Annotated in this window: 26 protein-coding genes; 4 read left to right on the forward strand and 22 right to left on the reverse strand. The window is 68.0% G+C overall.

Annotation, left to right across the window (positions count from 1 at the left end):
• Nucleotides 1-38 precede the first annotated feature (38 nt).
• The 14 genes from panC to dacB all read right to left on the reverse strand — a co-directional run bounded on the left by panC (nt 39) and on the right by dacB (nt 13,647).
• On the reverse strand, nt 39-932 hold the full coding sequence (panC, locus tag QNN98_RS00570) for a pantoate--beta-alanine ligase (protein ID WP_283995949.1): 894 nt from the start codon (nt 930-932) through the stop codon (nt 39-41).
• A 60-nt stretch (nt 933-992) separates the two neighbouring features.
• Nucleotides 993-1,922, reverse strand: coding sequence for a Rossmann-like and DUF2520 domain-containing protein (locus tag QNN98_RS00575; RefSeq protein ID WP_227912531.1), 930 nt, complete (start codon nt 1,920-1,922; stop codon nt 993-995).
• Nucleotides 1,909-3,432, reverse strand: a complete 1,524-nt coding sequence (locus QNN98_RS00580; protein WP_283995950.1) for a PH domain-containing protein — start codon at nt 3,430-3,432, stop codon at nt 1,909-1,911. The genes QNN98_RS00575 and QNN98_RS00580 overlap by 14 nt, the downstream gene beginning before the upstream one ends.
• Nucleotides 3,429-3,941 carry a PH domain-containing protein gene (locus QNN98_RS00585; protein ID WP_227912533.1) on the reverse strand — a complete coding sequence of 171 codons (513 nt, stop codon included), beginning with the start codon at nt 3,939-3,941 and terminating at the stop codon, nt 3,429-3,431. The genes QNN98_RS00580 and QNN98_RS00585 overlap by 4 nt, the downstream gene beginning before the upstream one ends.
• A complete protein-coding gene (locus tag QNN98_RS00590) occupies nt 3,934-4,446 on the reverse strand; it encodes a DUF3180 domain-containing protein (RefSeq protein ID WP_283995951.1) in 513 nt (170 codons plus the stop codon). The genes QNN98_RS00585 and QNN98_RS00590 overlap by 8 nt, the downstream gene beginning before the upstream one ends.
• A 4-nt stretch (nt 4,447-4,450) precedes the next feature.
• A complete protein-coding gene (folK, locus tag QNN98_RS00595; RefSeq protein ID WP_227912535.1) occupies nt 4,451-4,942 on the reverse strand; it encodes a 2-amino-4-hydroxy-6-hydroxymethyldihydropteridine diphosphokinase in 492 nt (163 codons plus the stop codon).
• The gene (gene folB / locus QNN98_RS00600) at nt 4,939-5,358 is read right to left on the reverse strand and encodes a dihydroneopterin aldolase (protein ID WP_227912536.1); all 420 of its coding nucleotides are present in this window, start codon (nt 5,356-5,358) and stop codon (nt 4,939-4,941) included. Before folB ends, folK begins: the two co-directional genes overlap by 4 nt.
• Before the next feature lie 3 nt (nt 5,359-5,361).
• A complete protein-coding gene (gene folP / locus QNN98_RS00605) occupies nt 5,362-6,267 on the reverse strand; it encodes a dihydropteroate synthase (RefSeq protein ID WP_283995952.1) in 906 nt (301 codons plus the stop codon).
• Nucleotides 6,268-6,274: 7 nt separating this feature from the next.
• Nucleotides 6,275-6,883: a GTP cyclohydrolase I FolE gene (gene folE, locus QNN98_RS00610; protein WP_227912538.1), complete on the reverse strand. Its 609-nt coding sequence runs from the start codon at nt 6,881-6,883 to the stop codon at nt 6,275-6,277.
• 97 nt (nt 6,884-6,980) lie between these two features.
• Nucleotides 6,981-9,071 (reverse strand): ATP-dependent zinc metalloprotease FtsH, encoded by a 2,091-nt coding sequence (ftsH, locus tag QNN98_RS00615; protein ID WP_227912539.1) that lies wholly within the window; start codon nt 9,069-9,071, stop codon nt 6,981-6,983.
• A gap of 187 nt (nt 9,072-9,258) precedes the next feature.
• Nucleotides 9,259-9,810 carry a hypoxanthine phosphoribosyltransferase gene (gene hpt, locus QNN98_RS00620; RefSeq protein ID WP_227912540.1) on the reverse strand — a complete coding sequence of 184 codons (552 nt, stop codon included), beginning with the start codon at nt 9,808-9,810 and terminating at the stop codon, nt 9,259-9,261.
• Between the two features lie 38 nt (nt 9,811-9,848).
• On the reverse strand, nt 9,849-10,937 hold the full coding sequence (tilS, locus tag QNN98_RS00625) for a tRNA lysidine(34) synthetase TilS (RefSeq protein ID WP_227912933.1): 1,089 nt from the start codon (nt 10,935-10,937) through the stop codon (nt 9,849-9,851).
• 42 nt (nt 10,938-10,979) lie between these two features.
• Nucleotides 10,980-12,152, reverse strand: a complete 1,173-nt coding sequence (locus tag QNN98_RS00630) for an Rv3626c family coenzyme F420 biosynthesis-associated protein (protein ID WP_227912541.1) — start codon at nt 12,150-12,152, stop codon at nt 10,980-10,982.
• A 67-nt stretch (nt 12,153-12,219) separates the two neighbouring features.
• Nucleotides 12,220-13,647, reverse strand: a complete 1,428-nt coding sequence (gene dacB / locus QNN98_RS00635; protein WP_283995953.1) for a D-alanyl-D-alanine carboxypeptidase/D-alanyl-D-alanine endopeptidase — start codon at nt 13,645-13,647, stop codon at nt 12,220-12,222.
• Between the two features lie 214 nt (nt 13,648-13,861).
• On the opposite strand from dacB, the gene QNN98_RS00640 reads away from it, so the two are divergent.
• Nucleotides 13,862-14,407 (forward strand): inorganic diphosphatase, encoded by a 546-nt coding sequence (locus QNN98_RS00640; protein ID WP_283996241.1) that lies wholly within the window; start codon nt 13,862-13,864, stop codon nt 14,405-14,407.
• Nucleotides 14,408-14,568: 161 nt separating this feature from the next.
• Here the strand turns inward: QNN98_RS00640 and QNN98_RS00645 are convergent, their stop codons facing one another.
• The gene (locus tag QNN98_RS00645) at nt 14,569-14,814 is read right to left on the reverse strand and encodes a hypothetical protein (protein ID WP_283995954.1); all 246 of its coding nucleotides are present in this window, start codon (nt 14,812-14,814) and stop codon (nt 14,569-14,571) included.
• Nucleotides 14,815-15,015: 201 nt separating this feature from the next.
• On the opposite strand from QNN98_RS00645, the gene QNN98_RS00650 reads away from it, so the two are divergent.
• Nucleotides 15,016-15,651 (forward strand): hypothetical protein, encoded by a 636-nt coding sequence (locus tag QNN98_RS00650; protein ID WP_227912545.1) that lies wholly within the window; start codon nt 15,016-15,018, stop codon nt 15,649-15,651.
• Between the two features lie 5 nt (nt 15,652-15,656).
• Here the strand turns inward: QNN98_RS00650 and QNN98_RS00655 are convergent, their stop codons facing one another.
• Together QNN98_RS00655 and serS are read right to left on the reverse strand one after the other, a co-directional pair.
• Complete coding sequence (locus QNN98_RS00655; RefSeq protein WP_227912546.1) at nt 15,657-16,505, reverse strand: HAD family hydrolase; 849 nt, start codon at nt 16,503-16,505, stop codon at nt 15,657-15,659.
• A gap of 79 nt (nt 16,506-16,584) precedes the next feature.
• Nucleotides 16,585-17,859, reverse strand: coding sequence for a serine--tRNA ligase (gene serS, locus QNN98_RS00660; RefSeq protein ID WP_227912547.1), 1,275 nt, complete (start codon nt 17,857-17,859; stop codon nt 16,585-16,587).
• Between the two features lie 67 nt (nt 17,860-17,926).
• Here serS and QNN98_RS00665 point away from each other — a divergent pair, with 67 nt between their 5' ends.
• Nucleotides 17,927-19,033: a diacylglycerol/lipid kinase family protein gene (locus tag QNN98_RS00665; RefSeq protein WP_283995955.1), complete on the forward strand. Its 1,107-nt coding sequence runs from the start codon at nt 17,927-17,929 to the stop codon at nt 19,031-19,033.
• Nucleotides 19,034-19,118: 85 nt separating this feature from the next.
• Here QNN98_RS00665 and QNN98_RS00670 read toward each other — a convergent pair whose 3' ends face one another.
• The 4 genes from QNN98_RS00670 to QNN98_RS00685 are packed head-to-tail and all read right to left on the reverse strand — an operon-like array spanning nt 19,119 to nt 21,815.
• Complete coding sequence (locus QNN98_RS00670; RefSeq protein WP_227912549.1) at nt 19,119-19,445, reverse strand: hypothetical protein; 327 nt, start codon at nt 19,443-19,445, stop codon at nt 19,119-19,121.
• A gap of 35 nt (nt 19,446-19,480) precedes the next feature.
• A complete protein-coding gene (locus tag QNN98_RS00675; RefSeq protein WP_283995956.1) occupies nt 19,481-20,455 on the reverse strand; it encodes a DNA topoisomerase IB in 975 nt (324 codons plus the stop codon).
• Between the two features lie 56 nt (nt 20,456-20,511).
• Complete coding sequence (pheA, locus tag QNN98_RS00680) at nt 20,512-21,492, reverse strand: prephenate dehydratase (RefSeq protein WP_227912551.1); 981 nt, start codon at nt 21,490-21,492, stop codon at nt 20,512-20,514.
• Nucleotides 21,489-21,815, reverse strand: a complete 327-nt coding sequence (locus QNN98_RS00685; protein WP_227912552.1) for a rhodanese-like domain-containing protein — start codon at nt 21,813-21,815, stop codon at nt 21,489-21,491. Before QNN98_RS00685 ends, pheA begins: the two co-directional genes overlap by 4 nt.
• Before the next feature lie 143 nt (nt 21,816-21,958).
• On the opposite strand from QNN98_RS00685, the gene QNN98_RS00690 reads away from it, so the two are divergent.
• Nucleotides 21,959-23,341 (forward strand): amidase, encoded by a 1,383-nt coding sequence (locus QNN98_RS00690; protein ID WP_227925967.1) that lies wholly within the window; start codon nt 21,959-21,961, stop codon nt 23,339-23,341.
• A gap of 27 nt (nt 23,342-23,368) precedes the next feature.
• On the opposite strand, the gene QNN98_RS00695 is transcribed toward QNN98_RS00690, so the two are convergent.
• Entirely contained in the window at nt 23,369-24,349 is a 981-nt protein-coding gene (locus QNN98_RS00695) for an MsnO8 family LLM class oxidoreductase (RefSeq protein ID WP_283995957.1), read from the reverse strand.
• Nucleotides 24,350-24,393 lie beyond the last annotated feature (44 nt).

The raw sequence follows: 24,393 nt of genomic DNA on the forward strand, positions 1-24,393 counted from the left end.
CCGGGTATTCCTCCAGGACCACGGCCCGCGGGCCCTGCTCAGGCCAGGACGGCATTGTCGATCAGCCGGACCGGGCCCACCCGTGCGGCCAGCAGGGCCAGGGCCGGCCCGGCCAGGGGATCGTCCGCGGCGAGCGGTTCCAGCGTGCGCGGATCCACTACTTCGAAATAGTCCAGGTCCACGCCGGGCTGGGAGCGGACCAGGTCGGCGGCGGCTGCCAGGTCCAGCGCTTCGCCGGCGGCAGCCCGGTCCTTCAGCATGGTCAGGGCCTTGGACAGCACCAGGGCTGCCTGCCGCTGGCCGGCGTCCAGGAACCGGTTGCGGCTGGACTCGGCCAGGCCGTCCGCGGCCCGGACAATGGGCACCGCGGTGATTTCGACCGGGAAGTCCAGGTCGGCGACCATCCGGCGGATCAGGGCAACCTGCTGGGCGTCCTTCTGCCCAAAGTAGGCCCGGAAGCGGGCGGGCACCGGCGGGGCGGCGTAGTGGAAGAGCTTGGCCACCACGGTGAGCACTCCGTCGAAGTGTCCGGGCCGGGATGCTCCCTCCCAGCGGGTGCCCATGGTGCCGGCGCTGAGCCGCACCTGCGGCACCCCGTCGGGATACACCTCCTCCACGGAAGGGGCGAACACCAGGTCCACCCCGGCCCGGCCCAGCAGTTCCAGGTCCGCGTCGAGGGTGCGGGGGTAGCGCTCAAGGTCGGCGGGGTCGTCGAACTGGAGCGGGTTGACGAAGACCGAGGCGGTGACGACGTCGTTGTCCGCCCGGGCGGCGGACATCAGAGAGGCGTGGCCTTCGTGCAGGGCACCCATGGTGGGCACCAGGGCGAGGCTGGGCAGACGGGCGGGATTCGCGGCCGCCGCCCGGGTGAGCAGCTCCGCAGTGGCGGAGCGCAGTTCTGCAGCAGTGGTGACGAGGCGGGGGGTGTTCAACGCTGTCCTTCTGGGTTTGGTTCTTGTGGGTTTGGTCTTCTGGAACTTATTCTTCCGGACTTATTCTTCCGGGCCCGGCAGTTCCGGCTGCAATGCCTTGAGGATCGCATCACGCTGTTCGGTACTGAGCAGGCCTCGGTCCGCAGCCCGGGAGGCGGTGGCCGCTGAAAGCGCGCCGTATGCGGCGCGGAAGTCTTCGGTGCCGGCATCGGCAAGGGCACGGGTGTGCGCCTCAACGGTGCCGACATCGCCGCGGGCCACCGGCCCGGTCAGTGCACCTTCACCGGAGGCGAGGGCATTTTCCAGCGACGCGCGCATCAGCGGTCCCAGCAGGCGGTCCGGGTGTTCGACGCCGAGGGACGCCAGCAGCTGGGTGGACTGGGCGGCGAGCGTGACCAGGTGGTTTGAAGCATGGGCCAGGGCCGCGTGGTAGAGCACCCGGTCTTCGTCGTCGATGACCACCGGCTCGGCACCCATTTCCACCACCAGCGCCTGGGCAATGGGCAGGACGGCCGCCGGGGCGCTGATGCCGAAGGAGCAGTCCGCCAGCCGGGTCAGGTCCAGGCTCATGCCGGTGAAGGTCATGGCGGGGTGCAGGGCCAGCGGGATGGCCCCGGCCGCCCGGGCAGGCGCCAGGATCTCGGTGCCGAACCGGCCGGACGTGTGGGCCACCAGCTGGCCGGGCTGCCATGCACCGGTTTTGGCCAGCCCGGAAACAAGCGGGCCCAGGGCGTCGTCCGGGACGGCCAGGAGCACGAGCTCGGACCGTTCCACAATGTCGGGAATGTCCAGGATCGGCACCCCGGGCAGCAGGTTCTCGGCCCGCTCCCGGCTGGCTTCGGACACGGCGGAGACGCCGACGACGGCGTGTTCGGCAGCGCGCAGGGCGGCACCGAGCACGGCACCGACGCGGCCCGCGCCGATCACCCCGATACCCAGCCGGCCGCGGCGCCGTCGTTCTTCTGCGCTGTGGGACTCAGGGGTGTTCATGCTCCTCCTTGGAGAGGGATAGCGGGTAGTTGGGGTTGTGCCGCAGCCACTGTTCGGGCAGGTCGCGGTGCCGGGCCGCACGGGCCCGGGCCGCCTGTTCGTCCAGCAGCGCCAGGGCGGTGCCGGCGTCGAGCTCCACCACTTTGGGGGACACCGGGCCGGGCGTGGAATGCAGCACCAGGCTGGCCAGCCGCAGCCGGCGCTGCACCGGACCCTGTTCCAGCGCCAGGGACTGGGTGCGGCTGTGCGGCACCACGTCCAGGGAGCGCCAGAAATAGCCGCGGCGCGCCAGCAGCGCGGAACCGGTCACCAGGAAACCGTTCCGGCGGCGGGACAAAGGGGACAGCCAGCGTGCCCGCCGCGGAGAGACGGTATATCCGGCACGTTCCCCGCTGCCGTTCATTCCGGCCGTGAAAACTTCCACGGGGTCCTTGGTCCCGGGATCGGGAAGCACCAGGGCGAGCATGCGGAACACCTCCTCGGCGGTGCCCACCGGCAGGAGCCGGGTACGGGCGGCGCTGTCCCCGGTGGAGGAACCTGCACCGTAACCGGCCACGTTCACTGACACCGAGTACCAGCCGGCGAGCCGCCACAGCGGTGACTGCCGCACGGCCACAGCCTGGATGCGGCCCGGGGGAACCGTTTGGGCCCGCGTGTCCAGCAGGCCCGAGCGGATCCGGAGCCCGTCACGGGACACGGAGGCCCGGAAGTTGAAGGAAGAACTGAACATGCCCCAGTAGGCACTGCCAAAACCGAAGATGATCGGGACCATCGCGGCCACTGAGCCGAGCTCGCCGGTGACTTTGGTCAGGATAACCACGGCGGCCACGGCCAGCAGCAGCAGCACCGTGGTGCTGGAGAGCACGGCCGAGCCGATGACCCGCCCGGCGGAAAGGGACAGCACCTCCTGCTCACCGGGCACTGTGGGCGCACTGCCGCCGGCGGCGGCCTCCTCCGGATCTTCACCGGCGCCGGACGCCCCCCGGAGGATCCGTTCCCGCAGTGCCTGCGCATCCGGAAGCCGGAGGTAAGCCAGGCGCACTGCGGATTCGCCGGCGTCGGCCACCTCGAAACGCAGTTCGGCCAGGCCGAAGATGCGCGCCAACAGCGGCTGGACAATGTCTATGGCCTGGACGCGGTCCAGCCGGGCCTGGCGCTGCTGGCGGAAAAGCACGCCCGAATGTACCCGGATGTGTTCGGAAGCGAGCTGGTAGCGCGTGAACCACCAGGACAGGAAAAAAGCACCGGCAATCAGGACCAGCACCGCGCCCAGGATCAGCAGGGTCCAGAACAGTGCTTCGCCATGAGGGAGCCGCATGCCGCCGCCCGAGAACCAGCCTTCGGCCTGGTCGCGGCCCACGAAGTAGGCCACGGCGGCCAGTGCTATCCAGCCGTGGACCAGCGGGGATACCGGATGCACCCGGTTCCAGGCCGGTTCCGCGGCGGCACCCGCCGGTTCAGGGACGTCCGGCGGCCCGTCCGGGACGGGAGCTGCTTCTCCCCCGGTCACAGTCCGGCCAGCTGCGCTTCGCCGCGCGCGGACAGGTGCTCACGCAGGCGGGCGCCCTCGGCGGCGGGCAGTCCGGCGATGGAGGCGTTGGTGCCCGGTGAGGCGGTGTGCAGTTTGAGGGTACACAGGCCGAACGCCCGCTCCAGCGGACCCACCGCCACATCCACGTACTGCATGCGGCCGTACGGGACCACCAGGGTGCGCTGGAAAAAGATGCCGCGGCGCAGCAGCAGGTCCTCGTTGCGTTCGGCATAGCCGATGGCCCGGACCTGGCGCGGCAGCAGCAGTCCGCGCCACAGCAGGGTCACGGCGAAAAAGACCGGCAGGGCCCAGGCCAGCCAGGCCGGGTATCCAGGCCAGATCCCGGTCAGCAACAGCACCAGCGGCACGCCGGTCACCAAGAGGGTGATAACGGTTTCCAGGCCCCAGCCCAGCAGCCGCAGCCGCAGGTACCGGGGCGAGACCCGCTGCCATTGAAGTGCCGGCGGGTCAATGGCTTCGCTAGGCAAGTTGTCCTCCGCCTTCTGAGCCGCCGTCTTCCCCGCTCCCGGACGCCGGTCCGGTGCCGTTCCGGTCATCGGGCGGCAATTTGCAGAACCGCTCCACGGTCAGCCCGGTCGCCACCATCAGGATCCCGCCCGCGGTGACGGCCAGGGAAGCCAAGGTGGCGGCATGGCCCGGCCGCAGCTGCCACAGCGGCAGCAGGTCCAGGAAAACGCCCGCGTGCCAGCCCAGCAGCAGGGCACCGGCGTAGGCCACGGCCTGCGCCAGGACCACTGTCCGGGCAGCGGCCAGGGGGTCCAGTTCACGGTCCCGCCGGCCGTTGCGCCACCGCCGCACCCGCAGTCCCAGGACAAGCGTGGCAGCCGTCACCAGGATGATGGCCACCAGCGCCACCGGGTTGAGGACGGGCGAGGGGTAACCGTTGTCCGCGAGGAAGGTGTTCACGGCCCAGCCCACAATCCCGGCGGCAAGGGCAATCACGGCCAGCCACCGGTAGCGGATGGTGATCACGGGCTCATTCTCCTTCGAAGATTTCCAGTCCGGGGAGATCCTCGGCTTTGGCGGCCAGTTCGGCCACCGGCACCCCGTTCAGCACGGCGTCCGGCTCCATCCAGGCCCAGGGCTGCAGGACAAAAGCGCGTGAGGCCGCGCGCGGGTGCGGAATGGTGAGATCTTCATCCTCAAGGCGCAGGTCGCCGTAGGCAATGATGTCGACGTCGAGCGTGCGCGGGCCCCACCGGACTATCCGTTCGCGGTGATGGCGTGCCTCAACCGCTTGGCAGTGTGCCAGCAGGGCGTGCGGTTCCAGGCCGGTTTCCACCGCCACCACCAGGTTCAGGTAGTCCGGCTGTTCGGGCCCGCCCACCGGGCGGGTGCGGACCACCGGTGAAACGGCGGTCAGTACTACCTGCGGATGGTCGGCCAGCTCGGCGACGGCGCTGGAAAGGGTGTCCCGGCTTTCGCCCAAATTGCTGCCCATGGCCAGGATGGCGTGCACGGTGCTCATGGGCGCTCCCGGTAGATGGTGACAGCGACGTCGCCGAACTCCACGGCGATGGGCGCCTTCGGTTTGTGTACGGTGACTTCCACGGCTGCGAGGACACTGAAGGACGTGAGAACGGCACCGGCGATGCGGCCGGCCAGGGCCTCGATGAGGTTCAGGGGTTCGCCCGTAATGACCTGGACCACCAGTTCGGCCACCTCGCCGTAATGCGCGGTCTTGGTCAGGTCATCGCTTTGGGCTGCCGGGGCAAGGTCGGTGAACAGCACCAGGTCCACCACAAACGGCTGGCCGTCACGCCGTTCCTCAGGGAAGACGCCGTGGTAGCCGGTGGCCGTGATCCCGCGCAGTGAGATCCGGTCCAAACCCGTGGTTTCCGGTGTTTGCCGCAGTGCGGGCCGCCCCGGAGCCGTGCCGGTCATCCCTTAGCCTTTCCAGGCAGCGGTGACTTTGACCGCGTCCAGATTGGCGGGCACGTTGTGCACGCGCACCGCCCAGGCGCCGGAGCGGGCGGCCAGGGCGGATACAGCGGCCGTTGCGTTGTCGCGTTCCAGCGGCGGGGCAGCCTTGCCGAAAGATGTGAGCAGCGAACCCAGGAAACGCTTGCGGGAGGCACCCACCAGGACACGGTGGCCGAGGGACCCCAGCCGGTCGAGGCCGCGCAGCAGCTGCCAGTCATGCTCAGCATTCTTGGAGAAGCCCAGCCCGGGGTCAACAATGATCTGCTCGGGGGCTACCCCTGCGGCATAGAACCGGTCACGCACCTTCGCCAGTTCAGCGACCACTTCCTCGACGACGTCGTCGTAGCTGGCATTGGGATCATCGCTGCGTACACTGCCGCGGCTGTGCATCAGCACATAGGACACGCCTGTGCGGGCCACCAGTGCGGGCATGTCAGAATCGATTTCAGTGCCGGACACGTCATTGACTATCGCCGCGCCGGCATCGATGGCCTGCTGGGCAGTGGAGGCGTTCATGGTGTCAACGCTGACCAGGGCGCCGGCCCGGACCAGGGCCTGAACCACGGGCAGCACGCGTGCCTGCTCTTCTTCGGGCGGAACCCGGACGGCGTCCGGCCTGGTGGATTCGCCGCCGACGTCGATGATGTCCGCACCCTCGTAGTGCATTTTGAGTCCGGCGCGGATGGCCGCGTCAGTATCGGCGAACTGTCCGCCGTCGCTGAAGGAATCGGGCGTGACGTTCAGGATGCCCATCACCAGGGTGCGGTCCGTCGGCAGGTCCGCCAGCTTCCGCGGCGAACGGGCGGGGCGCAGTACGGGCAGCGGCGACGTGGCCGGTCCGGTGCCGGGCGCGGCAGCGAGTGAATCCATGGTGGTCCTATCGTCCGAGTATCAGGCTCATTGCTTCGGCGCGGGTCGCGGTCTCGCGCAGCTGGCCGCGCACCGCCGAAGTCACGGTTTTGGCGCCCGGCTTGCGGACCCCGCGCATCGACATGCACAGGTGCTCGCATTCAATAACCACTATGGCACCGCGGGGGGAAAGATTAGTCATCAGCGCGTCCACGATCTGGGTAGTCAGCCGCTCCTGCACCTGCGGACGGCGGGCGTAGACCTCCACCAGGCGGGCCAGCTTGGACAGGCCCGTCACCTTGCCCTCGTGGGAGGGGATGTAGCCAATATGCGCCGTGCCGTGGAAAGGCACCAGATGGTGCTCGCACGTGGAGTAGAAGGCAATGTCCTTCACCAGGACCATTTCCTCATGGTCCAGGTCAAAGGTGGTGGCCAGCAGGTCCGAGGGACTCTCGTGCAGCCCGGCGAAGATTTCCGTGTAGGACTTCGCCACCCGGCTGGGGGTGTCCTTCAGTCCGTCCCGGTCCGGGTCCTCCCCGATGGCGATGAGTATCTCCCGGACCGCCCGTTCGATTCGGGGCTGGTCCACCGGGGAGTCTTCTGCCGCGGGCAGTAGTTCGTCGTCGAAATCCGTCACTGGTCGATCCTATCGCGCCCGGGCATGCGTCCCGGCGGACGGCAGACGAAAGCGGGCGGCCCCGAAGGACCGCCCGCACTGTGGTATTTCCCGGTGCCTACGCTTCCGGTGCCGAGCTGCCGGAGCTTCCGCCGCGGCCGGAATGGCTGCCCTGGCCGCTGCTTTCGGGCTGCGGCAGGCCGTTGCCGGAGACATCGAAGTCCTGCGGCAGGTCGGCGTCGGCAATCTGGTCCTGCGGAGCAACCGATGCAGGGTCCGGAGCGCCGAGCTCCTTGGCTTCGCGCCGTTCCTTCGGGGACACCACGGGCGGCATGCTGTGCACCGGGCGGGTGGGCTTGGACAGCCAGACCTCGCGGACGTCGCGCTTGCGCACGTCGGAGAAGACCTCGGCGATTTCCTGCTGGTTCAGCGTCTCGCGTTCCAGCAGTTCCAGGGCCAGCCGGTCCAGCACGTCGCGGTTCTCCGTGAGGATCTGGTACGCCTCGTCATGGGCGTTGTCCAGCAGGCGCCGGACTTCTTCATCCACCACGTAGGCCACCTGGTCTGAGTAGTTCCGTTCCTGGCTCATGTCGCGGCCCAGGAACGGTTCGCCGCCGCCAGAGCCCAGCTTGACGGAGCCGATCCGCTCGCTCATGCCGTACTGGGTGACCATCTTGCGGGCCGTGGAGGTGGCCTTTTCGATGTCGTTGGAGGCACCGGTGGAAGGATCGTGGAAAACGATCTCCTCGGCTACCCGGCCACCCATGGCGTAGGCCAGCTGGTCCAGCAGTTCGTTGCGCGTGACCGAGTACTTGTCGTCCTGCGGCAGCACCATGGTGTAACCCAGGGCCCGGCCGCGCGGCAGGATGGTCACCTTGGTGACCGGGTCCGTGTTCCGCAGCGCCGCCGCCACCAGGGCGTGTCCACCCTCGTGGTACGCGGTGATCTTGCGTTCCAGTTCCTTCATCACGCGGCTGCGCTTCTGCGGCCCGGCAACCACGCGGTCGATCGCTTCGTCCAGGGCGCGGTCGTCAATGAGGTCCGCGTTGGAGCGGGCGGTCAGCAGCGCGGCTTCGTTGAGTACGTTGGCCAGGTCCGCGCCGGTGAAGCCCGGGGTCTTGCGGGCCACGGTCTCCAGATCCACGCCGTCGGCCATGGGCTTGCCCTTGGCATGGACCTGCAGGATGCGCAGGCGCCCCTGCATGTCCGGCGCCTCGACGCCGATCTGCCGGTCGAAACGGCCCGGGCGCAGCAGGGCCGGGTCCAGGACGTCGGGCCGGTTGGTGGCGGCAATCAGGATGACGTTGGTGTTGCCGTCAAAACCGTCCATTTCCACCAGCAGCTGGTTCAGCGTCTGCTCGCGTTCGTCATTGCCGCCGCCCACGCCGGCACCGCGGTGGCGGCCGACGGCGTCAATTTCGTCCACGAAGATAATGGCCGGGGAGTTGGACTTGGCCTGCTCAAAGAGGTCGCGGACACGGGAAGCGCCCACGCCAACGAACATTTCCACGAAGTCGGAACCGGAAATCGAGTAGAACGGCACGCCGGCCTCACCGGCAACGGCGCGCGCCAGCAGGGTCTTGCCGGTGCCGGGAGGGCCGTACAGCAGCACGCCCTTGGGAATCTTGGCGCCCACGGCCTGGAACTTGCCCGGGTCCTGCAGGAACTCCTTGATTTCGTGCAGTTCCTCCACGGCCTCATCGGCACCGGCGACGTCGTCGAACGTCACCTGCGGCATGTCCTTATTGGTCAGCTTGGCCTTGGACTTGCCGAACTTCATGACCTGGGAACCGCCGCCCTGCATGCGGGACATCAGGAACCAGAAAATCAGGCCAATGATGATGAACGGCAGGAACAGGCCCAGGAAACTGGTGAACCAGTTGGTCTGCACCGGCTGGTCCGTGTAGTTCGCACCGGAATTATTGACGGCCTGGACTATTTCCTCGCCGCGCGCAGTGCTGAAGTAGAACTGGACGTCGCTGGTGCCCTGTTCCTTGACGGCGTCGTCCTTGAGGGTCAGATCGACCCGCTGCTCGCCGTCGTAAATCTTGGCCTGGGACACGTCCGGACCCCTGAGCAGATCCAGGCCCTCCTTGGTATCCACCTGTTTGGTGTTCCCTGCAGAAAGGCTGGGCAGGATGATCAAAAGAGCGGCCAAGGCCAGCACGATCCATATCAGCGGACCCTTGAAGAAGTTCTTGGATTTCATTCGTCGTCAGGGCTTGTGCCCCGTCCCTCCTGATCAACAACGCTGCTTTGCGCGGAATTTACCTACTAGCTATACACCGTCCCCCAGAAGAACACGGTCCAAGGCGGGGTTTAGTTCCCTGTGGGCGTAGCGGTATTTCCGTGACGGTCATCGCTTTTGCGAGGCCGCGGGACGGGGAGTCCGGCGTTTACTCGTAGACGTGCGGTGCCAGCGTGCCGATGAAGTCCAGGTTGCGGTAGCGCTCGGCAAAGTCCAGGCCGAAGCCCACCACGAATTCGTTGGGGATCTCGTAGCCGACGTACTTGACGTCGATTTCCACCTTCGCAGCGTCCGGCTTGCGCAGCAGGGTGCAGATTTCCACGCTGGCTGGGCCGCGGGATTCCAGGTTCGTGCGCAGCCAGGACAGCGTGAGGCCGGAGTCGATGATGTCTTCGACAATGAGCACGTGCTTGCCCAGCAGGTCCGTTTCCAGGTCCTTGAGGATGCGGACGACGCCGGAGGACTGGGTGCCGGAGCCGTACGAGGACACTGCCATCCAGTCCATGGTGACGTGGCTGTGCAGGGCCCGGGAGAGATCGGCCATCACCATGACGGCGCCCTTGAGGACACCCACAAGGAGGACGTCGCGGCCGGCGTAGTCGCGGTCAATTTCGGCCGCCAGTTCCGTGATCCGGGTTTGGATCTGTTCCTTGGTGTAGAGAACGTGCTTGAGGTCTGACTGGACGTCGTGTGAATCCACGAATGACTCCCGGGTGCGCAGTGTTGCAGCTTTGGATGTTAGGTGCTGCTCTTTTTCCTAAAAACAAGATTGCCATAGCTTGCGGTGCCGTGGTGAACCGATGTAGAGCGGGGCTGGCGGTACACACTGACTTTGCCCACCAGCTGCACGGGCCCGGCCGAGCCGGTCCGGCGCAGCAGCGACTCCACGGCGGCGAGCCGCTCATAGCTGGGCTGCGCACCGCCCAGGGCGAGCGCGGCGAGCGCCAGGACGCGCTGCCGCACGGCAGGAGCGAGCCCGCGAAGCTGTGCTTCGGGCAGCAGCAGCTCTTCGGCTCCGGCCCCCTCGCCGGCCGGCGGAGCGGCCCGCAGTTCCTCGAAGGTACGCGCAGCCACGGCATCCATATAGTCGGCGTCGGCGGAGAGGATACGTGAGGAACGGAACAGCGCCTCGGCGATGCCGGGCCCGAGTTTCTCCTCTAGGAACGGCAGCACCTCGGTGCGTACCCGCGACCGGGCGTAGGCCGGGTCGCTGTTGCTGGGATCCTGCCACGGGTCCAGCCCGGTGTGCGCGCAGATTTCCAGGGTCTGTTCCCGGCGCAGCCCCAGGAAGGGCCGCAGGTAGATGCCGCGCACCGCGGGCATCCCGGCCAGGGAACGGGTGCCGGAGCCCCGCATCAGCCCCAGCAGCACCTGCTCGGCCTGGTCATCCAGCGTGTGCCCCAGCAGGACGGCGGAGGCGCCCAGCTCGGCTGCGGCGGCATCCAGGGCGGCGTACCGGACCGTGCGGGCGGCCGCTTCCGGTCCCATCCCGGAGGCGGGCACGGTAACCCGGCGGACCAGCACGGGGTCCAGCCCCATCCGCTCGAGCTTGCCGCGGGCCTGCGCTGCCACCTCGGCGCTGCCTTCCTGCAGTCCGTGGTCCACAACGACGGCGCCCACGCGGTAGTCCCCGCGCCGGGCGAAGAAGGAGGCGGCTTCGGCCAGTGCCAGGGAATCGGGTCCGCCGCTGCAGGCGACCAGGATCAGCGGCGGGCGCTCCCCGCCCGGGGCCAGGCCCGCGTCGCGCAGTGCATCACGGACCGCGTTCCGGGCGTTGCCCAGGGTGGGCAGGAGCCGCTTGCGGACCCTCGGGGCACGCTGGGACATGCCGGACAGGTTTCCGGTTTTATTCTCTTCCAGCACGTTCGGTTACAGTCCCATCCGAGTGATCCACAGGTCGGCCGAGTGGATCTCCGCCTCGGACGGCAGGTTTTCTGCGCGTTCCCATACCCGGTTGAAGCCCTCCATGCCCACCTGGTCGGTGACGGCGCGGACAAAGCGGGCGCCGTCGCTGTACTGGCGCATCTTGGCGTCCAGGCCCAGGACCTGGCGGAGGAACCGGTCGATCCAGCCGCGCTTGGCGCCGCGGTTGTTGAACCGCTGCCGGATGGTCTTGACGCTGGGCACAATGCTCGAGTCGACGGCGTCCATCACAACGTTGGCATGGCCCTCCAGCAGGGACATCACCGCGGTCAGGTGCGATAGCCGTTCCTTGTCCTCCGGGTCCTGCAGCAGGGACAGCAGGTCCGCCGGCTTCTGCGGCACGCCGTCGCCGTCGTTGCCGTCCTTTCCGTCCTTGCGGGCAGTCAGGGCCTTGACTGCGGTGCCCAGGCGTTCGGAGAGGGTTTCCGCCTTGTCCATCATGCCGTTGGAAAGCTGGCTGATCTGCTCCAGCATGTGTTCGCGCAGCCAGGGGGCAGCGGCAAACTGAACCCGGTGGGTCTGCTCGTGCAGGCAGACCCACAGCCGGAAGTCGTCCGGGTCTACGTTGAGTTCCCGCTCCAGGGTGATGATGTTCGGTGCCACGAGCAGCAGGCGCCCGCCGGGCTTGCCCACGCCGCCCAGCGCGGCAAACGGATCATACTGGCCCAGGACCTTGCTCGAAAGGAAGGCCAGGACAGCACCGAGCTGCGCGCCGGTCAGGGTGCCGCCCAGGGCTGTATTGGCTGCTTCCAGCTGCTCCGGACGTGTGGTGGCCAGGTGCTCCAGGGCCGGACCCATCAGCACGGAGAAACTCTGCGAGTTCGCACGGGCCCAGGACGCACGGTCCACAATCAGCACGTCGGAGTCGCGCAGGTCCCGTGCTGCTTCGAGGCCGGTAATCCGGTGCACGTGGGCCACTGATGCGTCGGCGGCGGCACGCAGGTCGGCCACGGCATCGCGAATTTCACGGGCGGACATCTTCGGGCCGGGCGCCACCATGGCTGCTGCGGTGGACGCGGCAAGGTCCCAGTTCACCAGGGACGGAACGGAGGATGCGGACGGAGACTTCTCGGTGGACGGACTGTGGTCAGGTGCCAGGCTTCGATCGTTGCTCTCCATTGGTCCATTCGACCACATGAGGACAATGTCCACACCTCCTCCGCAGGCGGGCGGAAGCTGATGCGGGTCAGCGGCAGCCGCAGCCGGCGAGGACCGCGGCGGCCGCATCCACGGCATTACGGGCCGCCATGGTGTTCCCGTCCAGCCCGGTGGCCACGAAGGTGAAGACCAAGACCCTTCCGTCCGCGTCAGTGGCGTAGCCGCTCAGCGCCGTGACGGCCAGCAGGGTGCCGGTCTTGGCCCGGACAATACCGGCGGCACCGGAGTCGGCGGCCTCGTCGTAGCGTCCAGCCAGCGTCCCGCTCAGCGCGGCAACGGGCAGGCCGCCGGCCACCGAGCGCAGATCCGGATCCGAAGTGGTCAGCAGGATCCGCATCAGCGAGGTCAGCTGGGCCGCCGAAACGGAGGTTTCGGCGGACAGTCCGTTGGTGTCGCCGAGCACCATGGCCGAAGTGTCCACTCCCAGTTCGGCTATTTCCTCCTGGACGGCCTCGATGCCCCCAGCAAAGGAGGCGTCCCTGCCGGTGGCGGAAGCGGTCAGCCGGGCCAGTGCTTCGGCCAGGTAGTTGTCGGAGTTCAGCAGCATGTAATCCACCTGCTCGGCGAGCGGTGCCGAGCGGACCTCTGCCAGGGCTGCGGCGTCGGCGGGGGCGGTGCCGCGTTCCGCCACGGGTTCCACGTCGATGCCGGCCGGGGCCAGGGCCTCGGCGAGGGCGTCCCGGTAGGACTGTGCGGCGGCCAGCGCGGCGTCGTCCACCCGCGGCCCTGGACCGGTGCCTTCCTCCGCCCACGCGGAGCTGACGGCAAGGGCATGGACGGGGGCAATTTCGCCGGCTTCCACGTCAGCGGCTCCCCACGCGTCGGACAGTGCGGGCCCGGTGAACAGCGTGTCATCAACGCGGACCCGCACCGGCGAACCGGTGCCGTCTGCGGTGAGGGCGGCAGCGGTCCGCTGCGCCAGGGTCGCCAGGCCGGCGCGGCCGGCCACCGTGTCCGGGCTGGAGGCCCCGGCCGTCAGCAGCACATCGCCGCCGCCGCGCAGCACCACGGTGCCGGGCTCTTCCCCGGCCAGCACGGTGGTGGCAAAGCGGGTGTCGGCATCCATGGCGGACAGTGCGGCCGCAGCGGTGAGGACCTTCAGGTTCGACGCCGGTGCGAGACCCGTGCTCCCCCCGCGCTCATATAGCACCGTGCCGGTCAGCGCATCCGAAACCACGGCATGAAAACTGCCGCTGCCCTCGATGGACAGCTCCTCGTCCAGCAGCTGGCCCAGCCGCACTGCGTCCGGCATCGGGTCTTCGGGGCGCGGTGCGGACACCGGGCCGGTGCCTTCGAGCTCCGACGGCGGCTCCTGGTAGTCCGGCACCGCCTCGGCCCGCTCCACCCCGGACCCGGCCATGGACTCGGCAACGGGAGGCAGGACATAGCAGGCCAGAGGAACCAGCAACACCGCAAAGGCAAGCGCCAGCAGTGCGCCGGAGAACACCCGAGACATGTCCTCACCGACTCTTTCCGTCCGCCGGTTTCCCCGGCCCGTCCGCCCCCATGCACCGTTCAGCGCACAGGACATATATCTTTAAGACTAGACCGACGCCGGCGTCTTCCCTGACCCCGCCCTGCGGGCCGTCCACGGACGCGTCGGCGCATGATCCTTTAGCAAGTCTTTCCAGTGGTTCCTCCGCGGGCCACGCCAGTGAGGAGTCGCAATGATGAAGCTCGACGTAACCATCGAGATCCCCAAGGGATCCCGGGTCAAGTACGAAATTGACCACGAAACCCACCGCCTGCGCCTGGACCGGGTCCTGTTCACGTCCATGGCCTACCCCACGCACTACGGGTTCTTCGAGAACACCTTGGGTGAAGACGGCGATCCGCTGGACGCCCTGGTGATGCTGCAGGACTTCGACCTGATGCCCGGCGTCCTGGTGGAATCCCGCCCCATCGGTGTATTCAATATGGTGGATGACGGCGGCGGAGACGCCAAGGTCCTCTGCGTGCCGGTGGATCCGCGCTTCGACCACATCCAGGACCTCTCCGACGTGTCCAACTTCCTGCTGGACGAAATCAAGCACTTCTTCACCAAGTACAAGGACCTGGAGCCCGGCAAGTGGGTTGAAGCCGCTGACTGGGCCGGCCGCGAAGCAGCCGAAGCTGAGGTTGAGGCTTCCCTCGCCCGCTTCAAGGCGCTTGGCGAAGGCCACGAAGAGGACCAGTCCCAGGGCCGCGACGTCGACGCCAACCCGGTCAACAACTAGCGTTTCCTGCCACCGGCCCGGCCGGTACGACGGCGGCTGTTCCCTTCCGGGGGCGGCCGCCGTCGGCGTTTAACCCGGCTTCTGCTGCCGCCTCCGGTTTCTGCTGCCGCATGGAACGGGCAGCAGATGTTCAATACGGCAGCGGATCCCCGAAAGAGGCCTTACCCCCGGCGGTCCTGCCGCCGGGCCCAGGCACGCACATCCGAGGCATGGGTCCGTGCAGGGAAAAGGGCCACGGCAACCGCAACCGCAAGGACCACCCAGCTCGAAGTCAACCACGCCGCCCAGAGGCCCAACAGGATGACCCCACAGGCAAACAGCAGGGGCAGCAGCGGTGGGCGGTTCGGTCCGGGGCGGTTCGGTCCGGTGCGCTCCGGCGGGGTGTGCTCCGGCGGGGTGCTGGTCATGCGGCAGACTCTACCCGCGTCCGGTTCCTCCGGGCCGGCTGCAAGAACGAAACTTCCCACGCTCCGGTACGGATGGGGCTGATGGGACCCCGCCAGCCCCATCTGTAACGAAGCGTGGGAAGTCCGGCAGACAGCGGCACGGCTTGGGCGCGCCGCAACCGCATTCGGTTGTTTATGCACGGGGTCTGCGATGCTGATGCCATGCATTTTGTGCTGACCATCAACCAGCGGGACTCCCGCGAGGCAGGGGACCTGGTCCCGCAGCTGATCCGCTCACTGCGGCACCTGCCAGCGGCCCTCCCCTTCCAGCGCACAGTGGGCGACGAGGCTTCCGGGGTGCTGAACGACGCGTCCGCGGCGGTGGCTGCCGCGCTGTCCGCAGTTAGGGAACGCCGCTGGCATGTGGGCATCGGCGTCGGGGAACTGCATGTTCCATTGCCCGCCGACCTCACGGACGCCCGCGGCTACGGACTGGTTTATGCCCGGCGCGCCGTAGAACGGGCCCAGCGCAGCGGCGACCGGGTTCCGCTGGCCGTCGAGGGACCGGACGCGGAACTGGCCGCAGAAGCCGAAGCGGTGCTCCGGCTGCTGGGCCTGATCGTGGCGGCACGGACCGAAGCGGAATGGAAGGTACTGGACCTGATGACCCCCGGCGCCCGCGGGCAGCAGAAATTCGTGGCCCAGGAACTGGGCATCACCGCCCAGGCGGTGAGCAAGGCGGTGGTCCGCTCGCATTGGAACGAGGAATGGGCCACGCGCCCCGCGGCCGCCCGGTTGCTGGGACTGGCCTACGGCCCGGCGTCGCTGCCGCCGGCCGTGCTGCCCTACCGTGCCTGAGCGGACTAGACGCCGCGTTCCAGCACACTGTTGAGCACGCTCGCGGCGCCGTCTTCGTAAACCGTCCCGGTTACCTCGGCAGCCACAGCGAGCACTTCGTCCGGCGCCTGGCCCATGGCGACCCCGCGCCCGGCCCAGCCCAGCATCTCAATGTCATTCCGCCCGTCGCCAAGGGCAACGGTCAGGGCGGGATCCACCTCAAGCCGGGAGCGGACCTGCTCCAGCGCGCTGGCCTTGGTAACGCCGGCGGCGGCGATATCCAGCCACGCCGTCCAGCCCACGGAATACGTCACCCCGTGCAAGCCGATTGAAGCCACTGCGGAGCCAAACTGCTCCGCCGTGCTGTCGGTGCTGAAAACCACCACGCGCACAGCGCGGGCATCCAGCAGGGACTCGAAATCCACGGCGTGGGCTTCGGCCCCGAAACTCGCGTCCTGGAAGCGTTCAGTGGACAGGAAACGCCCCTCCGCATCTTCCAGGGCGAACTTGGCCGTGGGGAGTTTGTCGCGCAGCGCGGCCAGCGCAGGTTTCGGATCGAACACCACGCGGTCCACCACTTCGTAGCCGTCCTCCAGCGCCGGATCCAGGCGCAGGGTCACGGCGCCGTTGGAGCAGACGCAGTAGCCCTCGGTCAGTCCAAGCAGCTCAAGGATGGGCAGGGCCGCCCCGTAGGACCGTCCGGTGGCAATGACCAAGTGGTGCCCGGCGGCGATGGCGTCCCGCGCGGCACGGCGCACGCCCGGGGACATGTGTCCGTCGTGGTCCACGAGGGTCCCGTCAACGTCCAGTGCAACAAGGTGTCTTTTGTCAGGAATTTGCTGGTCTTCGATGCCAGCAGTACTCAGAGTTGTCATCGTTTTATCTAAGCAGATTCCGGGCAAAGGCGGCTAGGACGCAGACCACGCGCGGTTCTCAGGCCGCACAGAAGACCCCTTACAGAACCGGCAGGACTTCCAAGCCGCCAAGGTAGGGCTGCAGCGCAGCAGGCACGTTGACGGAGCCGTCCGGGTTCTGGTGGTGCTCCAGGATGGCCACAATCCAGCGGGTGGTGGCCAGCGTTCCGTTCAGGGTAGCGACGGCGCGGGTTCCCTTGCCTTCGGCCTGGCGTTCGCGGATGTTCAGGCGCCGGGCCTGGAACGTGGTGCAGTTGGAGGTTGAGGTCAGCTCGCGGTACGCGTTCTGGGTGGGAACCCAGGCTTCGCAGTCGAACTTCCGGGCGGCGGACATGCCCAGATCACCCGCGGCCGTGTCGATGACCCGGTACGGCAGTTCCACCTTGGCCAGCATTTCCTCTTCCCAGGCGAGCAGCCGCTTGTGCTCTTCGGCAGCATCCTCGGGGCGGGTGTAGACGAACATTTCCACTTTGTTGAACTGGTGGACGCGGATAATGCCGCGGGTGTCCTTGCCGTGCGAGCCGGCTTCCCGGCGGTAGCAGGAGGACCAGCCGGCGTAACGGACAGGGCCGCCGTCGAGCTCAAGGATTTCATCGGCGTGGTAGCCGGCCAGCGGCACCTCGGACGTGCCCACCAGGTACAGGTCGTCTTCAGCCAGGCGGTAGATCTCGGCGTCGTGGGCCACGTCGAAGCCGGTGCCCTGCATGGTTTCGGGGCGGACCAGGGTGGGGGTGATCATGGGAACGAAGCCGGCCTTCACGGCCTGGTCCATGGCCATGTTCAGCAGGGCCAGTTCCAGGCGGGCTCCGACGCCGCGCAGGAAGTAGAAGCGGGAGCCGGAGACCTTGGCGCCGCGCTCCATGTCGATGGCGCCCAGCATCTCGCCCAGTTCCAGGTGGTCGCGGGGCGCAAAACCCTCGGCCTCGAAGTTCCGCGGCGTGCCGACCGTCTTGACAACCTCGAAGTCGTCTTCGCCGCCGGTGGGAACGCCGTCGGACACCAGGTTCGGGATCCGGCGCAGGAGGGCATCGGATTCGGCCTGGATGGTGTCGGCTTCGGCGCCGGCAGCCTTGACGGCTGCGGCCAGTTCCTTCACCTCGGCCAGCAAGGCCTGCTTTTCCTCGCCCTTGGCCTGCGCCACGCGCTTGCCGAAGGCGTTCTGCTCGGCGCGCAGGGTTTCGTAGCGGGTCCGGGCGTCACGGCGGGCAGCGTCGGCGGAAATGATCGCGTCCACAATGCTCTCGTCGGCCAGCCGGGCGCGCTGCGAGGCTCGGAATTTTTCGGGGTTTTCGCGGAGCTCATTTACATCGATCACGTCTCAAGAGTACCGAAAAGCGGCCGGGCCTTTGGTTCGCCGGGCGGGGACTATTCTGGGAAGCATCATGCCCGTAGAAATTACCCTCCTCCTTGTGCTGTTCGCGGCCCTGCTGGCCTCCGCGGCAACCTGGGCCATCCTTGCAATTGCAAAGCGAAGCCGACGGCGGCTTGCGGCCGAGGCGGCTGTCTTCGCCCCGCGCGGGGCAGCCCACCAGCGGGTGGCGATGGTCATTAACCCGATCAAGGCGCAGGCAGACGAGGCCCGGGCACTGCTGGAAGCGGCCTGCGAGCTGGCCGGCTGGGACGCTCCCCTGATCCTGGAGACCACCGTGGATTCTCCCGGCTACCTGCAGGCGGTGCAGGCACTGGAAGCCGGTGCCGACGTCGTTGTGGCGGCAGGCGGGGACGGCACCATCCGCGAGGTCTCCCGGGCCGCGGCGCATTCCAACGCTTCGCTGGGGCTGGTGCCGCTGGGCACCGGCAACCTGCTGGCGCGGAACCTCGACATTTCGGTGGCCGACCTGACGGGCAATGTCCGCAACGCACTGCACGGGGATACCCGCCGGATCGACATGGCCACCATCGAACTGGAGGATTCAACCGCCGGAACGGCCTCCCGCAACGCTTTCCTGGTGATGGGCGGCATCGGCTTGGATGCCGAAGTCATTGCCGCGACGCGCGACGAGCTGAAAAAGCGGGTCGGCTGGCTGGCCTACAGCGAAGCCGGTGTGCGCCTGCTGCCGGGGCGCCGCACCCGCATGAACATCAGCATTGACGACGCCCCGGTCCATTCGCAGAAAGTGCACAGCGTGCTGGTGGCCAATACCGGACGGCTGCCGGCTGGAATCGACTTCATCCCGGATGCCGTGGTGGATGACGGGTTGCTGGACATCATCATCATGAGTCCGCGCAGCGTCCTGGGCTGGGCCTGGGTGGCCGGCAAGGTGATGACGCGCTACCCCAAGGATCTGCCGGTCATCCACCACCACCGGGCCCGGAAAGTGACCGTGTCGGTGGCCGAACCCACGCAGACCCAGCTCGACGGGGACCTGACCGGGGCGGCCACGTCCATCACCGTCCAGGTGGATCCCGGGGCCTTGCTCGTGCGGGTACCGCAGGCCCCCGCGCTGCCTGTACCGAAGAACCGCAGCAACGCCGCCGCAACGGCCTAGCCAGGGAATATGCAACGGGGCCGCACCCTTTCGGATGCGGCCCCGTTGTTACCGGAGTTGATGCCGGCGGAGGAACCGGGACGGACTACTTCCCGTCCTGGGTTCCCTCGGAATCGGTGTAGCCGCCTTCGCGGTTGCGGTCCGTCCGGGCGCCGTCGGCGTCGGTGTACTCGCCTTCTTCCTTAGGCAGGGAGGATCCGGAGGACTGTTCCCGGATCAGTGCCTCTTCCTCGGCAAAGCGGATGTCGTTGCCCTGGTCGCCGACATCGCCGCGGTAGTTGTCATCATTGGTGGAAACACCGCTGGGCTTCGGGTCCTTGAGCTGTTCTTCTTCATTGGGGTACTCGCTCATGCCGGCACCTTCCTTCTTGGGGTGGTTGTCCAGTGCGCCAATACTGCGCGCGCCTTCCATCAGCATACTTATTGCCGGGCGCTGCGGAAACCCGGTTAATCCTCGAGCATCAGGCGCACCGCAGTCTCCGACGCCGAAAACCCGGTAACCGGGATGACGTCGCCGTCAAAGAACCGGTCCACCACGCGGGGATCAATGTAGGACTTGCGGGCGATAGCCGGCGTGTTGCCCAGGTGGTCCGCGACGTCCCGGGCGGTTGCAGCCACGGCCTTCAGCTTGGCCCGTTTGGTGACGGCTTCGGGCGCAAGCCGGGCCAGGGACATTGCGGCAACTACCGTGGCCTGCCAGGTGCGGAAGTCCTTGGCGCTGAAATCCCCGCCGGTTACTTCCTTCAGGAAAGCGTTCAGCGCTGCGGCGTCCACACTGTGCCAGCTGCCGTCCGAACCGATGTAGGCCAGGGCCGTGTCGGCGCCGGGCCGCGCGAGCATGGGCTCCAGCGCTGCGGCGAGGTCCTCGTCATTGATGGACGTGTGCCATTCCTGGCCGCTCTTGCCCGGGAAATCGAAGCGGACCTCGGTGCCGGCCAGATTCACGTGCTCAATGCGCAGGGTGGTCGTGCCGTAGGAACCGTTGGCCTCGGCATACCGGGTGCCGCCCACCCGCAGGGCACCGGCGTCGACAATGCGCAGCGCGGCGGCGAGGGCGCGTTCGGGACCCACCCCTTCGGCACGCAAATGCTTGGTAATCAGGCGGCGGGCCGGCGGAAGGGACTGCGCAAAGGCCAAGGCGCGGTCGAACTTTTCCCGGTCCTTCATTTCCCGCCAGTGCGGATGGTAGATGTACTGCTTCCGCCCGGCCCCGTCGGTGCCGGTGGCCTGGATGTGGCCGTTGGCGTAGGGGCTGATCCAGACGCTGGTCCACGCCGGCGGGATCGCCAGCGAACGGATGCGTGCCAGCACTTGCCGGTCAGTGATCACCCCGCCGCGGATGTCCCGGTAGCTGAAGCCTTTTCCCCAGCGCCGCCGGGAGTAGCCGGGATGCTCGCAGTTGCTGCGCCTCAGTCGAGCCATGGTGCTTCCCTTTCACCCGGCGCCGCTGCCGGTCCGGCCGCGGCATGCTTCCAGCCCTAGTATCCGTTCAGCAGGGATTCGAGCCAAATATCCGCGTCCCGGAAAGCTTCGTCGCTGGTGTGCCGGGAGACCTCGGGCTCCCGGCGGTCCGCCCGGGGGTAGGAGCCGAGGAAACGCATTTCCGGGCTGATCCGATGCAGGCCCTTCAACGCATCCGCCATCCGGGCATCGGCCACGTGCCCGTCGGCGTCAATGCTGAAGAAGTAGTCGCCGAGGAACATGCCGGTGGGGCGGGACTCGATCCGGCTCAGGTTCACCCCGCGGGTGGAGAACTGCTCCAGGATTTCCATCAGGGCACCCGGGTGGTCCTCCGGCAGCGGGATCACCAGGGTGGTCTTGTCCGATCCGGTGGGCTCGGGCAGCAGGCCAGGCTGGCTGATCATCACGAACCGGGTCACGGCGTCGCGCACGTCTCCGATGTCTTCCCGCAGCACCGTCAGCCCCAGCCGTTCGGCGACCAGCGGCGCGCAGATAGCAGCGTCGAAGGAGGGCTCCGCGCCGCTAAGTTCCACGGCGGCTGCGGCGGTGGAGGACGCAGGGAGATATTCCGCTTCGGGAATATTCGCCGCTGCCCATTCGCGGCACTGGGCCCAGGCATGCGAGTGGGTGGACACGGTGCGGACATCCTCAAGCGCCACTCCCGGCCGGGCTGCCAGCACAAAGGTAATAGGTACCAGGATTTCGCGCAGGATCCGCAGAGTGGCGCCGGCCGAAAGCGCATCGAGGGTGGCGCTGACGCCGCCCTCCACCGAGTTCTCGATCGGAACCACGGCGGCATTGGCCTGCCCGGAGCGGACCATTTCCAATGCGGTGTTCACGCTGGCGGACGGAACACGGACGGCATCCTTCGCGCCGGGCACCTGCAGCAGGGCCGCTTCCGTGAACGTTCCTTCCGGGCCGAGATAGGTGTACACCACGGTCTCGCCCGACGGGCCGGAATGGTGCGGAGCAGCTTGGGCGTGCGCCGTGTGCGTCATCGAACTGTCGGCTCCTGGCCATTGTCCGAAACCATGGGCTTGCCCGCTTCCAGCCAGGCGCCCATTCCGCCGTTGACGTTAACGGCCGAGTAGCCCTGTGCGTCCAACCACGCAGTGGCGCGGGCGCTGCGGCCGCCGGTGCGGCAGATAACGGCCAGATCCTGGTCGGGGTCCAGGCTGTCAAGGCTTTCGGGCAGCTGGTCCAGCGGGATATGGACGGCGCCGTCCACGTGACCGGCCTCCCATTCATAGTCCTCCCGCACATCGAGGATTTTTGCGCCCGCCGGAATGCTGTCTACGGATACGCTCTGCATCTCACTCATTGCTGCCCTCACTGTTGAACCGGGTTGTTCCGCGCCGCCGCCGCACCCGGGCTTCCGGGGCCGCGGCGTTCGTTTTGTCCAGCCTATAGTGGGACGCGGCCCGAAGAAATAAACGTCCAGGTCCCATGCACCGGAGGTACAAATTGCCCGCTCCCCACGAGATGACCGCCGTCGAGCTGCGGGATGAACTGGCAGCCGGCCGGCTCGGCGCCGAAGAGGTGACCACCCACTACCTGCAGCGGATCGAAGAGCTCAACCCCGCGCTGGGCGCCTTCCTCACGCCCACCCCTGAGCTTGCCGTGGCCGAGGCGCGGGCCGCTGATGCGCGGCGCGCCCGGGGAGAAAAGCTGGGCATGCTGCACGGCATGCCGCTGGCCCACAAAGACCTGACCGATGTCGCCGGCGTCCGTACCACCATGGGCAGCGCCGCGTTGAAGCCGTGGACGGCGGACACCGACGGCCCGCTCCCGGCCGTACTGCGCCGGGCCGGAGCCATCAGCCTCGGCAAAACCCAGGTGCCGGAATTCGGGCTGAGCAGCTACAGCGAAAACCTGGTGGGCCCGCCGGCGCGGAACCCGCGGGATCTGCGGTTGAGCCCCGGCGGATCCTCCGGTGGCAGCGCAGCGGCCGTAGCTGCCGGGCTGATTCCCTTCGCACCGGGCACCGACGGCGGCGGTTCGGTACGCATCCCCGCCGCCGCCACCGGGCTGGTAGGGCTTAAGCCCAACCGCGGCAGGGTCCCCTCCGGCTCCGCCCAGCAGGATTTGGGCCAGTTTGTGGTGGCCGGTCCACTGGCCCGAACCGCGGCCGACGCCGGACTGCTGCTGGACGCCATGGTTGCCGGGCCGAACCACCGCGCCACCAGCGCACCGCCGTCCACGGACGGCTTCCTGGCCGCTGCGCAGCGGGCCGAAGGCACATTCCGGATAGGCGTCAGCACCCGCTCACCCTTCGAGTCCAGGCTGGAGATCCGCCTTGATCCCGAGGCGCTTCAGGCGCTCGACGCCGGGTCGGCCGCGCTAACTGCGGCAGGCCACGACCTGGTGGACACGGACCTGCGCTACGACGAACGGTATCCGGATGCGTTCGAGGCGGTGTGGACGGCGTTCCTGGCTACGGCTGTGCTGGAGCCGGGGGCCGAATCGGAACTCACCGGCATTGCAGCGTCCAAGCGGCAGCGGGCACTGGGCCGAAGCGCCGCGGACCTGGTCACGGCCATTGACATCCTGCGCACCTTCGAAACCGACACCATCCGGCAGTTCGGTGCCTATGACATGATCCTCACGCCGTCCCTGGGCATGACGCCGCGGCCCATCGGCTGGTACACGGACGGCGGCGGGGAGGAAGACTATGTACGGCAGTGCCTCTACTCGCCGTTCACGTCCATGGTTAATGTGTGCGGACTTCCCGCCATCTCCGTTCCCGTGTACAACACGGAGGCCGGACTGCCGATGGGTATCCAGCTCATCGGCCGTCCGGGGGCCGAAGCCGACCTGCTCGCCGTCGCCGCGCAGCTTGGCTACTGACCCCGGTTCCCCATCCAGGCGGGGCCGCTAATCCGTGAACAGGCCGGCGAGCAGCCGGTCGGACTCCCGTTGGCCCGCGAGGTCGTAGGCTCCCCCGGTGGCCAGGAGTTCATCGGCACCGGTTGCGGCCACGAGCCCGCCCAGCCTCTCGCGGACCTGGTCCGGGGTGCCGTGGATGGAATTGGCCAGTGATTCCCGGATAAGTTCCTGCCGGCGTTCCGGGCCTTCCGCAGCGCTGCCGCTCCCGGCCAGGGCGGGGAACACACCCTTGGTACGTGAATCGGCCAGGGCCGCGGCCTCGGGGAGGAGCAGTTCAGCGGCGGCCCTTTCCGTGCCGGCAACCGCCACGTTCACCGCGGCCAGCACGTAGGGGCGCGGGAACCGGTCCGAGGGGCGGAAGGATGTCCGGTACCGTTCCAGCACCTGCCCGGGGTTGTTTCGGAACAGGCCCGGCCCGCCGAAGACCAGGCCCAGGCCCGCACGCGCAGCGATATCGGCACCGGCTCCGGTGGCCAGCACAAAAACCGGGGTTTGGCCGGAGTCCCGCGGCCGCGCCGTGATCGGTGCCGTGCCGTCGAGGTAGGCCAGCAGTTCCGCCAGGTCCGCTTCGAACCGTTCGGCCTCAGCCTTTCCTGCCTTTAGTGCCCGCCGCACCGCCTGCGTGAAACCCACCGAACGGCCCAGCCCCAGGTCAATGCGGTCCGGGTAGAGGGCGGACAGGGTGGCGGCCTGCTCGGCGACCAGCAGCGGCGGATGGTTGGGCAGCATGATGCCGCCGGAACCGATGCGGATGCTGCTGGTCCGGGCGGCAAGGGCGGCCATCAGCACCGCCGGTGCTGAACCGGCAATACCGGCCACGGCATGGTGTTCGGCCACCCAGAAGCGCCGGTACCCAAGCGCTTCAGCGGCTTCGGCACGCTCGAGGACTGCCTGCAGGGCATGGGCCTCGGAAAAGCCCAGCCGTGAGTTGGCGCGGTCAAGGATCGAGAGGGGGACGCGGGTGGGCATACCGGTGGCAACCCTGCACACTCCCCCGGAATTCCGGCTGCTTG

It is taken from the genome of Arthrobacter sp. zg-Y1143, from assembly GCF_030125565.1.
Classification (GTDB): Bacteria; Actinomycetota; Actinomycetes; order Actinomycetales; family Micrococcaceae; genus Arthrobacter_B.

Excerpts from the sequence above, each read along its gene's own strand:
- QNN98_RS00655 (WP_227912546.1), bottom strand. The coding sequence starts at position 16,505 with ATGACAACTCTGAGTACTGCTGGCATCGAAGACCAGCAAATTCCTGAC.
- QNN98_RS00695 (WP_283995957.1), bottom strand. The coding sequence starts at position 24,349 with ATGCCCACCCGCGTCCCCCTCTCGATCCTTGACCGCGCCAACTCACGG.
- QNN98_RS00675 (WP_283995956.1), bottom strand. The coding sequence starts at position 20,455 with ATGGCTCGACTGAGGCGCAGCAACTGCGAGCATCCCGGCTACTCCCGG.
- folK (WP_227912535.1), bottom strand. The coding sequence starts at position 4,942 with ATGAGCACCGTGCACGCCATCCTGGCCATGGGCAGCAATTTGGGCGAA.
- QNN98_RS00575 (WP_227912531.1), bottom strand. The coding sequence starts at position 1,922 with ATGAACACCCCTGAGTCCCACAGCGCAGAAGAACGACGGCGCCGCGGC.
- QNN98_RS00645 (WP_283995954.1), bottom strand. The coding sequence starts at position 14,814 with ATGACCAGCACCCCGCCGGAGCACACCCCGCCGGAGCGCACCGGACCG.
- QNN98_RS00630 (WP_227912541.1), bottom strand. The coding sequence starts at position 12,152 with ATGGAGAGCAACGATCGAAGCCTGGCACCTGACCACAGTCCGTCCACC.
- tilS (WP_227912933.1), bottom strand. The coding sequence starts at position 10,937 with ATGTCCCAGCGTGCCCCGAGGGTCCGCAAGCGGCTCCTGCCCACCCTG.
- folP (WP_283995952.1), bottom strand. The coding sequence starts at position 6,267 with ATGGATTCACTCGCTGCCGCGCCCGGCACCGGACCGGCCACGTCGCCG.
- ftsH (WP_227912539.1), bottom strand. The coding sequence starts at position 9,071 with ATGAAATCCAAGAACTTCTTCAAGGGTCCGCTGATATGGATCGTGCTG.
- QNN98_RS00685 (WP_227912552.1), bottom strand. The coding sequence starts at position 21,815 with ATGAGTGAGATGCAGAGCGTATCCGTAGACAGCATTCCGGCGGGCGCA.
- QNN98_RS00670 (WP_227912549.1), bottom strand. The coding sequence starts at position 19,445 with ATGGAAGGCGCGCGCAGTATTGGCGCACTGGACAACCACCCCAAGAAG.
- QNN98_RS00665 (WP_283995955.1), top strand. The coding sequence starts at position 17,927 with ATGCCCGTAGAAATTACCCTCCTCCTTGTGCTGTTCGCGGCCCTGCTG.
- dacB (WP_283995953.1), bottom strand. The coding sequence starts at position 13,647 with ATGTCTCGGGTGTTCTCCGGCGCACTGCTGGCGCTTGCCTTTGCGGTG.
- folB (WP_227912536.1), bottom strand. The coding sequence starts at position 5,358 with ATGACCGGCACGGCTCCGGGGCGGCCCGCACTGCGGCAAACACCGGAA.
- QNN98_RS00650 (WP_227912545.1), top strand. The coding sequence starts at position 15,016 with ATGCATTTTGTGCTGACCATCAACCAGCGGGACTCCCGCGAGGCAGGG.
- QNN98_RS00640 (WP_283996241.1), top strand. The coding sequence starts at position 13,862 with ATGAAGCTCGACGTAACCATCGAGATCCCCAAGGGATCCCGGGTCAAG.
- pheA (WP_227912551.1), bottom strand. The coding sequence starts at position 21,492 with ATGACGCACACGGCGCACGCCCAAGCTGCTCCGCACCATTCCGGCCCG.